The organism is Lysinibacter cavernae (genome assembly GCF_011758565.1).
Lineage (GTDB): Bacteria > Actinomycetota > Actinomycetes > Actinomycetales > Microbacteriaceae > Lysinibacter > Lysinibacter cavernae.
On the sequence record NZ_JAAMOX010000002.1, the window covers coordinates 137573 to 150789 of the forward strand.

The 13217-nt window shown below is 58.6% G+C and carries 15 protein-coding genes; 4 read left to right on the forward strand and 11 right to left on the reverse strand.

Going from position 1 to position 13217, the window contains the following annotated elements:
• Positions 1–7: 7 nt before the first annotated feature.
• Complete coding sequence (glmS, locus tag FHX76_RS10125) at positions 8–1858, reverse strand: glutamine--fructose-6-phosphate transaminase (isomerizing) (RefSeq protein ID WP_167150583.1); 1851 nt, start codon at positions 1856–1858, stop codon at positions 8–10.
• A 32-nt stretch (positions 1859–1890) separates the two neighbouring features.
• Here glmS and coaA point away from each other — a divergent pair, with 32 nt between their 5' ends.
• On the forward strand, positions 1891–2844 hold the full coding sequence (coaA, locus tag FHX76_RS10130; protein ID WP_167150584.1) for a type I pantothenate kinase: 954 nt from the start codon (positions 1891–1893) through the stop codon (positions 2842–2844).
• A 72-nt stretch (positions 2845–2916) separates the two neighbouring features.
• Here the strand turns inward: coaA and glmM are convergent, their stop codons facing one another.
• The 3 genes from glmM to rplM are packed head-to-tail and all read right to left on the reverse strand — an operon-like array spanning position 2917 to position 5262.
• On the reverse strand, positions 2917–4263 hold the full coding sequence (glmM, locus tag FHX76_RS10135; RefSeq protein WP_167150585.1) for a phosphoglucosamine mutase: 1347 nt from the start codon (positions 4261–4263) through the stop codon (positions 2917–2919).
• 24 nt (positions 4264–4287) lie between these two features.
• Positions 4288–4770 (reverse strand): 30S ribosomal protein S9, encoded by a 483-nt coding sequence (gene rpsI, locus FHX76_RS10140; protein WP_167150586.1) that lies wholly within the window; start codon positions 4768–4770, stop codon positions 4288–4290.
• A gap of 45 nt (positions 4771–4815) precedes the next feature.
• On the reverse strand, positions 4816–5262 hold the full coding sequence (gene rplM / locus FHX76_RS10145; RefSeq protein ID WP_167150587.1) for a 50S ribosomal protein L13: 447 nt from the start codon (positions 5260–5262) through the stop codon (positions 4816–4818).
• A gap of 187 nt (positions 5263–5449) precedes the next feature.
• On the opposite strand from rplM, the gene FHX76_RS10150 reads away from it, so the two are divergent.
• Together FHX76_RS10150 and FHX76_RS16560 are read left to right on the forward strand one after the other, a co-directional pair.
• Positions 5450–6253, forward strand: a complete 804-nt coding sequence (locus FHX76_RS10150) for an IclR family transcriptional regulator (RefSeq protein ID WP_167150588.1) — start codon at positions 5450–5452, stop codon at positions 6251–6253.
• Between the two features lie 94 nt (positions 6254–6347).
• Complete coding sequence (locus FHX76_RS16560; protein ID WP_167150589.1) at positions 6348–7037, forward strand: FAD-dependent oxidoreductase; 690 nt, start codon at positions 6348–6350, stop codon at positions 7035–7037.
• On the opposite strand, the gene truA is transcribed toward FHX76_RS16560, so the two are convergent.
• Entirely contained in the window at positions 7034–7930 is an 897-nt protein-coding gene (truA, locus tag FHX76_RS10160; RefSeq protein ID WP_167150590.1) for a tRNA pseudouridine(38-40) synthase TruA, read from the reverse strand. The genes FHX76_RS16560 and truA overlap by 4 nt on opposite strands.
• Before the next feature lie 126 nt (positions 7931–8056).
• On the opposite strand from truA, the gene FHX76_RS10165 reads away from it, so the two are divergent.
• On the forward strand, positions 8057–9919 hold the full coding sequence (locus tag FHX76_RS10165) for an acyltransferase family protein (RefSeq protein ID WP_341777926.1): 1863 nt from the start codon (positions 8057–8059) through the stop codon (positions 9917–9919).
• A gap of 262 nt (positions 9920–10181) precedes the next feature.
• Here FHX76_RS10165 and rplQ read toward each other — a convergent pair whose 3' ends face one another.
• The 6 genes from rplQ to infA form a co-directional block, all read right to left on the reverse strand.
• The gene (gene rplQ, locus FHX76_RS10170; RefSeq protein ID WP_167150592.1) at positions 10182–10691 is read right to left on the reverse strand and encodes a 50S ribosomal protein L17; all 510 of its coding nucleotides are present in this window, start codon (positions 10689–10691) and stop codon (positions 10182–10184) included.
• A gap of 45 nt (positions 10692–10736) precedes the next feature.
• Positions 10737–11723 carry a DNA-directed RNA polymerase subunit alpha gene (locus FHX76_RS10175; RefSeq protein ID WP_167150593.1) on the reverse strand — a complete coding sequence of 329 codons (987 nt, stop codon included), beginning with the start codon at positions 11721–11723 and terminating at the stop codon, positions 10737–10739.
• Positions 11724–11855: 132 nt separating this feature from the next.
• Positions 11856–12254 carry a 30S ribosomal protein S11 gene (rpsK, locus tag FHX76_RS10180; RefSeq protein WP_167150594.1) on the reverse strand — a complete coding sequence of 133 codons (399 nt, stop codon included), beginning with the start codon at positions 12252–12254 and terminating at the stop codon, positions 11856–11858.
• Between the two features lie 44 nt (positions 12255–12298).
• Positions 12299–12673, reverse strand: coding sequence for a 30S ribosomal protein S13 (gene rpsM, locus FHX76_RS10185; protein ID WP_167150595.1), 375 nt, complete (start codon positions 12671–12673; stop codon positions 12299–12301).
• Between the two features lie 129 nt (positions 12674–12802).
• Positions 12803–12916: a 50S ribosomal protein L36 gene (gene rpmJ / locus FHX76_RS10190; RefSeq protein WP_011186712.1), complete on the reverse strand. Its 114-nt coding sequence runs from the start codon at positions 12914–12916 to the stop codon at positions 12803–12805.
• Between the two features lie 71 nt (positions 12917–12987).
• Positions 12988–13209, reverse strand: coding sequence for a translation initiation factor IF-1 (gene infA, locus FHX76_RS10195; protein WP_017885304.1), 222 nt, complete (start codon positions 13207–13209; stop codon positions 12988–12990).
• Positions 13210–13217: the final 8 nt, after the last annotated feature.

A 13217-nucleotide genomic window follows, 5' to 3' on the forward strand; every position in this document is an offset into this window, starting at 1 on the left:
GACCGAGTTACTCGACGGTAACCGATTTGGCGAGGTTCCGCGGCTGGTCAACGTCGAGGCCCTTTGCCGTCGACAGTTCGAGGGCAAACAGCTGCAATGGAACCACCGTCAGCAGCGGCTGCATGAAGAGCTCTGCGATAGGAAGCGGAATGACCTCGTCCGCATACGGAAGCACCGCCGCGTCGCCCTTCTCTGCGATCGCGATAACGCGGGCGCCACGGGCACGAATCTCCTGGATGTTCGACACGATCTTAGAGTGCATCACCGGCGAGTTGCGCGGGCTCGGCACCATCACAAAAACCGGCTGTCCAGGCTCGATGAGCGCAATAGGGCCGTGCTTCAGCTCGCCAGCGGCGAAGCCCTCGGCATGAATGTAGGAAATCTCCTTGAGCTTCAACGCGCCCTCAAGGGCAATCGGGAACCCAACGTGGCGACCGAGGAACAGTACCGAACGGGTGTCAGCCATCCAGTGCGCAAGCGTACGAACCGTCTCAGTGACCTCAAGCACCTCTGCAAGCTGCTCTGGAACACCAGTGAGCTGCTCAGTGAGTTCGGCAAGCTCTTCTGCGGTCAGCGTGCCTCGAACGTTTGCCAGGTGCAGGCCGAAGAGGTACAGAGCGACAATCTGGGCAATGAATGCTTTGGTCGACGCAACAGCTACCTCTGGTCCGGCGTGCGTGTAAATGACGCCGTCCGACTCGCGAGGAATCGTTGCACTCTGGGTGTTGCATACCGAAAGCGTTTTCACTCCGGCGTCGCGGCCGTACTTCACGGCCATGAGCGTATCCATGGTCTCGCCTGATTGGCTGACCGAGATGAGGAGCGTGCGCTCGCTCAGCACCGGGTTGCTGTAGCGGAACTCGTGGCTGAGTTCGACAGTGACGGGCACGCGTGCCCACGCCTCGATCGCGTAGCGCGCGACGCTTGCGGCGTAGGATGCGGTTCCGCAAGCCACGATAACAATGCGGTCGATATCGCGGAGCGTGTCAGCACCGAGGCCCGCGAGCTCGGGAATCTCAACGATTCCGTCAACAATGCGGCCGCGGAGGGTGTTAGCAATAGCCTCTGGCTGCTCTGCGATCTCTTTGGCCATGAAGCTCGACCATCCACCTTTATCGGCGGATGTGGCGTCCCAGGCGATTTCAAATTCTTCGAGTTCAACGTGGTTGCCCGCAAAATCGGTAACAACAACCGACTCTGGCGTAATGACTGCAATGTTGTCTTCACCGATGGCGACGGCGCGGTGCGTGTGCTCGACAAACGCGGCGACGTCGGACCCCAAGAAGTTTTCTCCGTCACCAAGGCCAACGACCAGCGGCGAGTTGTGGCGAGCAGCCACAACGACTCCAGGCTCGTCACTGTGGACGGCGAGCAGCGTAAACGTTCCTTCGAGGCGACCGACAACCGCACGGAATGCGTCGCGAAGGTTTCCGACCTCGCGATACGCGCGGCCAAGCTCGACGGCAACAATTTCCGTGTCCGTTTCACTTTCAAACGTGTATCCGGCCTCAAGCAATTCGGCTTTAAGCGGCGCAAAGTTTTCGATGATGCCGTTGTGAATGAGCGCAAGGCGCCCGTCATCGGCAAGATGCGGGTGGGCGTTTACGTCGGTTGGTCCTCCGTGTGTTGCCCAGCGCGTGTGACCGATTCCGGTATTGCCCGCTGTGAGCGGGTGCGCGTTAAGGTCGTCGCTCAGGACGGCCAGTTTTCCGGCCTTCTTTCGGGTGTCAAGAGCCCCCGAATCGGTGATCACAGCAATGCCTGCTGAGTCATATCCCCGATATTCGAGTCGCTTGAGTCCACCCATCAGCACGCCGACGGTGTCATTATTTCCGGTGTAACCCACGATTCCACACATATGGAACAGTTTAGTGGCACTATTGGATACCGATGACAGCTACGACGCGCGCATGGCAGGAAGACCTCGCCAATCCCTACACTGAGATCTCCAGGTCCCAGTGGGCAGCGCTTGCCCCAAATACCCCGCTTCCGCTTACAGAAACTGAGATTGTGCAGTTGCGTGGCCTCGGCGAACCGCTCGATATGACCGAGGTCAACGAGGTCTACAGACCTCTCAGCAGATTCATAAATATGTACGCGGCTGGCACCAAGCGCCTCAACGAGCGGGCCCATTCATTTCTCGGAGACAACACTCGTCCCTCCCCGTTTGTGATTGGCGTTGCAGGCTCGGTTGCCGTCGGTAAATCGACCATGGCGCGCCTCCTTCGCGAGCTTCTCGCCCGGTGGGATGACACCCCTCGAGTCGATCTCATCACGACCGACGGTTTTTTGTACACCAATGCCGAACTTGAGCGGCGTGGCATCGCCCACCGTAAAGGCTTCCCCGAGTCATACGACCGCCGCGCGCTGCTCAAGTTTGTGACGCAGGTCAAGGGCGGAGCCGCCGAGGTGAGGGCGCCGTTTTATTCTCATCTTGTCTACGACATCGTGCCGAATGCCCACATCACCGTTCGCCAACCAGACATCCTCATTGTCGAAGGGCTGAACGTGTTGCAGTCGGCAACCGCACAGCATCCTCTGGCGGTCAGTGACCTGTTCGATTTTTCGATCTATGTGGATGCCCGTACCAGCGATATCGCGCACTGGTACGAAGAACGTTTCCTTGCACTGCAGAAGGGCGCGTTCACCGACCCAAATTCTCATTTCCGGCGATTTGCCGACCTCAGCGAAGAGCAGGCCCGCGCCGTCGCCGGCGAGTACTGGAAAAACATCAACGAGCCGAACCTCATCGAGAACGTGCGCCCAACTCGCTCACGAGCCTCGCTCGTGCTCAGGAAAGACTCTGACCACACGGTGCAGAAGGTTCTCCTCCGCAAGTTCTAACCTGCATCTATTTGCGAGTTTCTGCGAGAAAAGAGTCTTTTCTCGACAATTACTCGCAAATAGATGCAGGTACTAGAGCGCGGTTCGGGCGCGGACGACGTCCGCGAGGTCATTCGCTAGCTGTTCTGCCACATGCTGCTCGGCAGCCTCGACCATGACTCGGACAACGGGCTCGGTGCCGGATGGGCGCAGCAAGACTCGGCCTGATTCACCAAGCACAATTTCGGCCTGCGCAACTGCCTGCGCGATGACTGAGTCGGTTGCCGACTTTGAACGGTCAACACCCTTCACATTCACGAGCACCTGAGGATAGACGGTCATGAGCGTCGAAAGCTCTTTCAGCGTCTTCTCTGTTCGAACCATCTCGGCGGCAAGCTGCAGGCCGGTTAGGATGCCGTCGCCGGTTGTCGCGTGCTCACTCATGATCACGTGCCCTGATTGTTCCCCACCAAGCGAGTAATTGCCTTCGTTGAGGACCTCAAGCACGTAGCGGTCGCCAACCCCGGTCTCAACAATACTGATGCCGTGATCGCGCATCGCCATGCGAAGGCCAAGGTTACTCATCACTGTCGCGACAAGAGTGTGGTCTTTGAGCAGTCCTCGTTCAGACATTGAGACAGCAAGAATTGCCATAATCATGTCTCCGTCGACGACGTTGCCCTCATGGTCGACCGCAAGGCAGCGGTCAGCATCACCATCGTGTGCGATGCCAAGATCGGCACCAATCTCGACGACCGTTTTACCGATGAGGTCAAGATGAGTAGAGCCGACACCATCATTGATGTTGTAGCCGTCTGGATCGTTACCGATAACGGTCACCGTGGCTCCAGCGTCACGGAAGACATCCGGGGAAATACCAGCGGCAGCGCCGTGCGCACAGTCAAGTACAACGTGGATGCCATCAAGACGAACCGGCATGGTGCCAAGCAGGTGAAGGACGTAACGATCTTCGGCATCCGCAAATCTGCGAATGCGACCGACCTCGCGGCCCGTTGGGCTGAGCTTTGGTTCGCTGAGCGCGGCCTCGATACGGTCCTCGACCTCGTCGGCAAGTTTCTTGCCACCGCGGGCAAAGAACTTAATACCATTGTCGGGCGCTGGATTGTGTGAGGCAGAAACCATCACACCAAAGTCGGCATCCACATCGGCTACCAGGAAAGCGGCAGCCGGTGTGGGGATAACTCCGGCGTCGAGAACATCAACGCCAGAGCTTGCAAGTCCTGCCGCAACCGCGGCGGAAATGAATTCTCCCGAAACTCGTGGGTCTCGGGCTACAACGGCGACTGGGCGGCGAGAGTCTTCACGTGCAGAACGACCCAGCACCCGGGCTGCTGCTTGAGCAAGCCCGAGTGCCAGGTCGGCTGTAACGTCGATTCCCGCAAGACCACGGACGCCGTCCGTGCCAAAAAGGCGACGCAAGATCGTTCCTGATCCCGAAGCGGTTTAACGCTTCGAGTACTGAGGAGCCTTACGGGCCTTCTTGAGTCCGGCCTTCTTACGCTCTTTCACACGAGCGTCGCGGCTCAGGAAGCCGGCCTTCTTCAGTGCTGGGCGGTTGTTCTCTTCGTCGATCTCGTTCAGCGCGCGAGCGATTCCGAGGCGAAGGGCACCAGCCTGACCCGAAGGTCCGCCGCCCGAGATACGAGCGATAACGTCGTATCCGCCAACAAGCTCAAGAAGCGTGAAGGGGTCGTTGATGAGCTGCTGGTGCAGCTTGTTTGGGAAGTAGTCTTCGATCTCGCGTCCGTTGACGGTGATCTTTCCGGTGCCGGGGATGAGGCGCACGCGGGCGATTGCCTGCTTGCGACGTCCAACGGCTGCGCCGGGAACGCTCAGTGCTGGGCGAGCTGCCTTAGGAGCTGCCTCGGCTGGGGTTTCGGTGGTGAAGCTTTCTGAAGCTTCAATCTGGTCTGCAATAGTGGCCACGATGTCTAAAATCCTTTTATCTTTTATGTCTACTAGGCTTCGCGACTACTGCGCGACCTGATTGAACGTGAATGCCTTTGGCTGCTGTGCGCCGTGAGGGTGCTCTGCACCCGCGTAGACCTTCAGCTTGCGGAACTGGTCGGCTCCGAGCGAGTTCTTCGGGAGCATGCCACGGATGGCCTTCTCTACTGCGCGCTCTGGGTTCTTCTCAAGGAGTTCGGTGTATGAAACCGAGCTCAGGCCGCCCGGGTAACCCGAGTGACGGTAGGCGCGCTTCTTCTCGGCCTTGTTGCCCGTGAGAACAACCTTGTCGGCGTTGATGATGATGACGAAGTCGCCCATGTCCATGTGAGGAGCAAAGGTCGGCTTGTGCTTGCCGCGCAGAAGGGCGGCAGCGTGGGTTGCGAGGCGACCCAGTACCACGTCAGCGGCGTCGATTACGATCCACTCAGGTTTCTGATCTGAGGGCTTGGGTGAAAATGTGCGAGTCACTACTGTGCTGCTTTCTGTGTCGAAATGAGGTGTTCGTGAATCCCACTCCTATTGCCAGTTTCAGGAAACTGGTCGTCGGAGGGCTCAACTTCGGGCGCAGCACTACGAGAGCGCATGACACCAAGGATCAACACTACCACAGCTTTCCCTGCAAACGCGAGGCGAATTCCTCCCTGCATAATGAGGCATGGCCAATTCACCCTCAGGCGAATCCGTGGTGAGCCGCGTCGCCAGGATCCTTGATGCCTTCGACACGCGCCGAACGACCCTCACCGTCTCAGAACTTTCTCGCAGAGTAGGTCTCGCCCAAAGCACAACTCATCGGCTTGTGGCCGATCTCACCCTTGAGGGAATGCTCGAACGGGACGCGTCTGGACACATCCGACTTGGTCGTCGACTCTGGGAACTCGCATCAAGGGGCTCGCACACCGTTTCACTCAGCACGGTCGCCCTCCCGTTTATGGAGGACGTGCACTCCATCGTTCGGGAACACACCTCGCTGAGCGTGCTCGATGCGAACGAGGTGCTCTATATTCACCGCCTGTCTTCGCACTCGACGACCACAAACATCGCTGAGGTCGCGAGTCGCCTCCCACTGCACGCCTGCTCGTCAGGACTCATCATGCTTGCGTACGCCGACGATCAGCTGAGAAATCGAGTCCTCAACCGGCCACTTCAGCGCTTCACCGACCAAACCATCACCGATCCCAATGAGTTGAGACGATTGCTCACCGAAATCTATCGGGTTGGCTATGCCAGCGTGCCTGGAGTCATCGTTCCGGAGTCAACCGGCATCGCCGTGCCGGTGTTCGAGCGCGGACACAAGTTGGTTGCGGCTCTGAGCGTCATCGTGCACAGGGGTCAGGAACAACTCCCCTCGACAGTGCCAGCACTGCGCACGGCCGCCCGAGGCATTTCGCGCGCAATGGGGGACGAGGGACCACGCCCATACCGCATCCCCACGCATCCGTTGCCTTCCGACAACAACTAAGCCATACCCGTTCAACGGGTAACGCCGCGGAGGGGCATTCCCCCATTGCTACCGTCAATCTCCAATACACACGTCAGTGTCGACGGGAGAAAACATGCAGATTATCAGTGGGCCAGAACGAACAACCTACGATGTTGTTGTCATCGGGTCTGGGGCAGCAGGCCTCACGGCGGCCGCAACCGCGGCCAACCAGGGGCTACGCGTCCTCGTACTCGAAAAGGCAAGCTTGCTCGGCGGAACCTCAGCCGTGTCTGGCGGGATGCTGTGGGTGGCCGACAACCACCTCGCGCGGGCCGCCGGCATCTCGGATTCGCTCGACGCCGCGGCAACCTACGTTCGCGAGATTTCCCGGGGAAGGGGCCGCGAAGAACTTCTGACCGCGGCAATCCAGCACGGCGACGAGATGCTTCGCTTTGTGCAAGACGAGCTCGGCATTCGCTTTATCCTGCTTGATAATTTTCCTGACTACAGCCAGCAGCTCACCGGGGCCAGTCAGGGCGGACGAACCGTTGAGCCCGCCCTCTACAACGCGGCAGCGGGGTTTGCCCTCGGAACCCAGCTTGGTTTTCTCCTCGCTGGATTTGCGCCAACAATCGGCTTCGCCCTGCTCGGCGACGGGGTCAACGGCTGGGTGCCGGTTGCAGTCTTTACGGCAGGATGCCTGCTGATCTCGGCTATCTCAGCCTTCACCGCGCGGGAGACCTACCGCGTTCCGACGGTTGAACTCGGCAAACGACGTTCAGCGGTCAGCCAACCGGTGCCAGTACTCGTCGGCACTCGCTAGTCGTCGAGATCGTTTGGATCTTCGAGGGCTCTCCTGGCGCGGGTGAGTTCGGCTCGTGCCGACCACTCACTCGCGTCGGGATACGCAACTTGCTCAAGAGACAAACCGTGTGCTGGCATGACGATAAATCGGCTCCCTCGCTTTGCTTGATGGAGAACATCCAACAGTTCGTCAAGCGTCAGGCGGCCACTCCCAACGGCAACACACCCGCCAACAAGCGAACGCACCATTGAGTGGCAAAACGCATCGGCTCGAACGGTCGCGATAAGTACGCCTTCTGCGTCGCGAGTCCAGGCAAAATGCTGCAGGGTGCGAACGGTTGTTGCCCCTTCTCGCCGTCGGCAGAACGCAGCAAAATCGTGGAGGCCGATGAGCGATTGTGCGGCAGCCTGCATCAGGTCGAGGTCAAGATCTACATCAAGCCAAACGGTGTGCCGTCGATGGATTGGATCCTTGCGACCGGCAAGGTCGGCGATGCGGTACTCGTATCGCCGCCACAGCGCGGAGAACCGAGCGTCAAAGTCCTTCGATACTTCGGTGACTTCACCGACGGCAAGATCAACATTATTAATGCCGAATACTCCGCTCAGACGCGATCGAAGATTCTGGGCCGGGGTAACTCGCTCGCCGCTGTATTTCCGGTCCCCAAGGGCAGCAAGATGGTCGTCATTGAGGTCAACGTGCGCAACTTGTCCCCGCGCATGAACGCCTGCGTCAGTGCGCCCTGCAACGGTGAGCACTGGCGGGTTGTCAGGGTGCCGCGTAATCGTTCCGAGAGAGGTCTCAAGAACACCCTGAACAGTGCGAAGCCCCGGCTGCTTGGCCCAGCCCGCAAATTCCGTCCCGTCGTACGAAATAGGCAAAACGAATCGACGGGTGGTGGAGCTGGGCATAACTACTAATTTAGCCCAACTTGGCGGGGTATCCTTGAGGGACGCCAATTCGCAGTTCCCCTTGTTCCGAAATTTATGCAGCCTTTGTCAGTACTCCCTTCGCCCTCCCCCGGAGCGGCTCCGGAGGTGACCCCGGTTTCTGTAGGTGGCGCTCGTTTTGTCGGACTCGACGGGCTTCGTGCCGTTGCCGTCATTTTCGTTCTTATCTATCACCTCACACCGGGGATGCTGCGCGGCGGGTTCATTGGCGTCGACATATTCTTTGTCGTCAGCGGGTTCCTAATTACCAGTCTGCTTCTACGGGAGCGGGCGGCAAACGGGCGAATCTCGCTCAGCGGCTTCTGGCGAAGGCGAGCACGTCGTCTGCTCCCTGCGCTCGCCCTCGTTGTGCTGGTTTGCTCGTCTGCAGCTTTTCTCGTGCGCGGCGACACCCTCGTCAATCTCGGTCGACAGGTGTTTGGCGCCGCCACGTTCAGCAGCAACTGGATCTATATCGCCGACGGAGGCAGCTACTTCACGCGTGACACACCTGAGCTCTTTCGCAACCTCTGGTCCCTGGCCGTCGAAGAACAGTTTTATATCGTTTGGCCGCTCTTACTGCTGCTCATCCTGCTGCTGCGTTCCCGAGCAGCACCCGTTCTCGCGGTCCTGCTGCTTGCGCTGGTCTCCGCCTCACTCATGGGGCAGTCCTATGTGCCAGGATCTGACCCAACACGGGCCTACTTTGGGTCAGACACCCACAGTTTCGGGCTCACCCTCGGTGCCGCGCTTGCGCTATTCATGCGACCTCGCCAGAATACGTCGACGATTCCGCGCGCTGCGTCACCTGCAGTACTCTGGGCCGTCGGGGCCCTGTCCTCCGCTGCAATTGTATGGGCTGCAATCTCGCTTGAAGAAGAAGGCGGATTCACCTATCAAGGCGGCCTCTTCCTGGTGAGCGTCGCCGCTGCGGCCCTCGTTTGGGTCGTTACCAATCCGAAGATTCGTTTTGGCAACACACTCGATTCGCGCCCACTACGGTATGTCGGTGAACGATCGTACGGCCTGTATTTGTGGCATTGGCCACTCTTTGTCCTCGTACAGGCTGCTTTTCATGACCTCGGCCGATCAGCTCCCGTCGGCTGGCTCGCTGGCGGCATTGCCCTCACCTTCACGGTTGCCTTTGCCCACCTGTCATATCGATTCGTCGAACAACCCGTGAGGAAATTTGGGCTTCGGGGGGCCGCCCGAGCCGCGCTCTCATCGGTACACAGTGATCGGCTCCGTTTTATGACAGCGTCCATCACCGCTGCGGTTTTGCTCGTAACGGTAACAGGCAGCACTGCAGCTATCACGCTGAGCGTGACCGCCAACTCCGCTACTGACAACATTCTTCGTGGCGAATCGGCACTTCATAATCAGAACGGATCGACACCAACGAGTCCCGCTCCTACTGCTGTTCCACCGCCCCAGAAGCCGCTTCCTGCCGGCTCACAGCTGACCGCGGTTGGTGATTCCGTGATGCTGGCAAGCGCCCCCGAACTACAAGCTGCATTCCCAGGCATTTCCATTGATGCAGCTGTCTCGCGAAGTTTTTACAGTGGACTCGGCGTTGTGCAGGCAATGGCGGCTGCTGGAACGCTCAGCGATGTGCTTATTGTGGGTCTTGGCACAAACGGGCCCGTGGATGCGGATGATCTTGAGGCGTTGCGGGTGGCAGCGGATGGGCGTCCGATTGTTCTCGTTAACGCCTTTGCCCCTCGCGATTGGATACCTGGGGTCAACGACCTGCTCACCTCCTTCGCCGCCCGCTACCGCAACGTCGAACTCGCCAACTGGCACGACAGCATCGCACCGCATCTTGACCTGTTAGCCGGTGACCAGGTGCATCCTGATGCCGAAGGAGGAGCGCTCTACGCCGCGTCCGTCCAGGCCGCCCTCCAGCGCCTTGCGGATCTGCCGCCTCTGCGCACCGGCAACGATTTTGGGCTCGCTGGCCCGCCCGCGTAGACCCGTTCTCTGGCACCGACTCGAGCAATCCGAGATTGAGAACGACTCGACTTCACCTGTGGTTCCGACGGAAGGAACGCACCTGGCCAACTCGCACAGCGACATGCAACACCAATTCCTACCGGGTGGGATGCGTGCGCCTATCGAACAACGACCGTCAAGAAACAAGGCCAGATAGGCGAGGCATCGGCCCGGTTAACGCAGAGTGCCCCACACCGTACGGTGTGGGGCACTCTGCGTAGTGTCGCCAGAAGGCGAATAACTACTTAGCTTCTTCAGCCTCAGGAGTCTCTTCGACTGCTGCCTCTGCAGCTGCCTCGTCAACAACCTCTTCAGCAGGAGCTTCCTCAACGGGCTTCTCAGCCTTAGCGGGCTTCTCTGCAGCAGGCTTTGCCTTCTTTGCCTTTGGCGCTACGGGCTCAAGAACGAGCTCGATGACTGCCATAGGAGCGTTGTCGCCCTTGCGGAAACGGGTCTTCGTGATACGCGTGTAGCCACCTTCGCGCTCCGCCATGAGCGGGGCGATCTCGGTGAACAGCTCGTGGACAACGTCCTTCTGCGTGATGCTCTGCAGAACGCGGCGACGCGAGTGCAGGTCTCCACGCTTTGCGAACGTGATGTAGCGCTCGGCGTGAGGCTGCAGGCGCTTGGCCTTGGTCTCGGTGGTCTCAATGCTCTTGTGCGTGAACAGTGCAGCAGCAAGGTTCGCAAGCATCAGACGCTCGTGTGCCGGTCCGCCTCCGAGGCGGGGTCCCTTAGTTGGTCTAGGCATTTTAGTTTCTCTCTTGAATAAAAGTGTTGAAAGTCTTAAGGACTACTAGTTGGACTCGTCGTCGTAGCTGTAGAACTGTGCTCCGTCAAAGCCGGGCACGGCGTCCTTCAGCGAAAGACCAAGTTCAATGAGCTTGTCGCGAACCTCAAACACCGACTTCTGGCCGAAGTTACGGATGTTCATAAGCTGAGCCTCAGACAGGGCAACGAGCTCGCTGACCGTGTTGATGCCTTCGCGCTTGAGGCAGTTGTAGCTACGAACAGAAAGGTCGAGGTCTTCGATCGGAACTGCGAGTTCGTTGCTCAGAACGGCGTCAACCGGAGCTGGTCCGATTTCAACTCCCTCAGCAGCGGTGTTGAGCTCGCGAGCGAGACCAAACAGTTCAACAAGGGTGCTACCAGCCGAGGCGATTGCATCGCGGGGGCTGATCGCTGGCTTTGACTCAACGTCAACAACCAAACGGTCGAAGTCAGTGCGCTCACCGGCACGAGTTGCCTCGACGCGGTACGTCACCTTGAGAACCGGCGAGTAGATCGAGTCGATCGGAATACGACCAACCTCGGCGTCTTCGTTACGGTTCTGGGTCGCCGAAACATAGCCACGGCCACGCTCGATGGTCAGTTCGAGTTCGAACTGAGCCTTCTCGTTGAGCGTTGCAATAACGAGCTCAGGGTTGTGAACCTCAACACCCGCAGGTGCGGAGATGTCGGCGGCGGTAACCTGACCGGCACCAGTCTTGCGGAGGTACGCAGTGATGGGCTCGTCGTGCTCGCTCGAGACGACCAAATCTTTGATGTTCAGGATGATCTCGGTGACGTCTTCAGCAACACCAGGAATGGTGGTGAATTCGTGCGAAACACCCTCAAAGCGAACGCTGGTCACGGCTGCACCTGGAATCGATGACAGCAGTGTGCGACGCAACGAGTTGCCCAGGGTGTAACCGAAACCGGGCTCGAGAGGCTCGATCACAAACCGTGAACGAAACTCCGAAATGTTGTCTTCAGTCAGAGTGGGGCGCTGTGCAATGAGCACTGTGTGTGTCCTTTCGGCTAAGAGTCCGCTATATGACTCTTGCGTTGGCGTTGATGTTAAGTTGTGGAGTGCGCCGAGCCTCCCTAGCGGAGGCTCGACGCACCAAAACAGCGGATTAGCGCAGTTTTACGTTTAGACTCGACGACGCTTCGGCGGGCGGCAACCGTTGTGCGCCTGCGGGGTAACGTCGGTGATCGAACCAACCTCAAGGCCAGCTGCCTGGAGCGAACGGATAGCCGTTTCGCGACCTGAGCCTGGTCCCTTGACGAATACGTCAACCTTCTTCATGCCGTGCTCCTGCGCCTGGCGTGCGGCCGACTCGGCTGCAAGCTGTGCGGCGAAGGGGGTCGACTTACGCGAACCCTTGAAGCCAACTCCACCTGACGAAGCCCAGCTGATTACAGCACCGGTGGTGTCAGTGATCGACACGATGGTGTTGTTAAACGTGGACTTGATGTGGGCCTGGCCCTGTACAACGTTCTTTTTGTCTTTACGACGCGGCTTACGAGTAGCCGCTTTTGGTGCTGCCATTGTTTTCTCCTAAAACTTATTGGCGATAGCCCGCTGGCTAACTACTACTTGGCCTTCTTCTTACCGGCAACCGTGCGCTTTGGTCCCTTGCGGGTACGTGCGTTGGTCTTGGTGCGCTGTCCGCGTACGGGGAGGCCACGGCGGTGGCGGAGTCCCTCGTAGCTACCAATCTCTACCTTGCGGCGGATGTCAGCGGTAACCTCACGACGAAGGTCACCTTCTACCTTGAAGTTTCCTTCGATGTAGTCACGAAGAGCAACGAGCTGGTCGTCGGTCAAATCTTTTACGCGAATGTTTCCGTCGATCTCGGTGTCGGCAAGGGTCTTAAGTGCCCGTGTACGACCCACACCGTAGATGTAGGTGAGTGCGATTTCCACGCGCTTCTCGCGCGGAATATCAACGCCTGCTAGACGTGCCATGATGGCTTCTCCTGTTGATGAGTGGAGGTATGTCACAACACCTGTGCCCCGGCCTCCAACCGAGGGTGTCCCTTCACAAGGAAGTTCTGGTGTTGCTCGTTATTTATTCAGTTATGAGGGAGGAGCTGCTTAGCCCTGGCGCTGTTTGTGGCGCGGGTTTTCGCAGATAACCATAACTCGACCGTTGCGGCGGATGACCTTGCATTTGTCACAGATCTTCTTAACGCTGGGGTTGACCTTCATAATTTTTTATCCTTGTATCGCTGTCGTCGTGCCAGAGGGATGCCCCTGGCCGTTACTTACAGCACTCGTGCTTATTTGTAGCGGTATACGATGCGACCACGGGTCAGGTCGTACGGGGTCAGCTCTACAATTACGCGGTCCTCTGGGAGGATACGAATGTAGTGCTGACGCATCTTGCCCGAAATGTGCGCAAGTACCTTGTGCCCATTCGTGAGTTCAACACGGAACATGGCATTGGGCAGAGCCTCAACTACCTGGCCCTCGATCTCGATGACGCCGTCTTTCTTGGCCATAGCCTCAC

What these genes read in the sequence shown, in the direction of transcription:
- FHX76_RS10150 (WP_167150588.1), top strand. Translation starts at nt 5,450, where the DNA reads ATGGCCAATTCACCCTCAGGCGAATCCGTGGTGAGCCGCGTCGCCAGG.
- rpsK (WP_167150594.1), bottom strand. Translation starts at nt 12,254, where the DNA reads ATGGCAGCACCAAAAGCGGCTACTCGTAAGCCGCGTCGTAAAGACAAA.
- glmS (WP_167150583.1), bottom strand. Translation starts at nt 1,858, where the DNA reads ATGTGTGGAATCGTGGGTTACACCGGAAATAATGACACCGTCGGCGTG.
- truA (WP_167150590.1), bottom strand. Translation starts at nt 7,930, where the DNA reads ATGCCCAGCTCCACCACCCGTCGATTCGTTTTGCCTATTTCGTACGAC.
- rpsM (WP_167150595.1), bottom strand. Translation starts at nt 12,673, where the DNA reads ATGGCACGTCTAGCAGGCGTTGATATTCCGCGCGAGAAGCGCGTGGAA.
- FHX76_RS16560 (WP_167150589.1), top strand. Translation starts at nt 6,348, where the DNA reads ATGCAGATTATCAGTGGGCCAGAACGAACAACCTACGATGTTGTTGTC.
- rpmJ (WP_011186712.1), bottom strand. Translation starts at nt 12,916, where the DNA reads ATGAAGGTCAACCCCAGCGTTAAGAAGATCTGTGACAAATGCAAGGTC.
- infA (WP_017885304.1), bottom strand. Translation starts at nt 13,209, where the DNA reads ATGGCCAAGAAAGACGGCGTCATCGAGATCGAGGGCCAGGTAGTTGAG.
- coaA (WP_167150584.1), top strand. Translation starts at nt 1,891, where the DNA reads ATGACAGCTACGACGCGCGCATGGCAGGAAGACCTCGCCAATCCCTAC.
- rplQ (WP_167150592.1), bottom strand. Translation starts at nt 10,691, where the DNA reads ATGCCTAGACCAACTAAGGGACCCCGCCTCGGAGGCGGACCGGCACAC.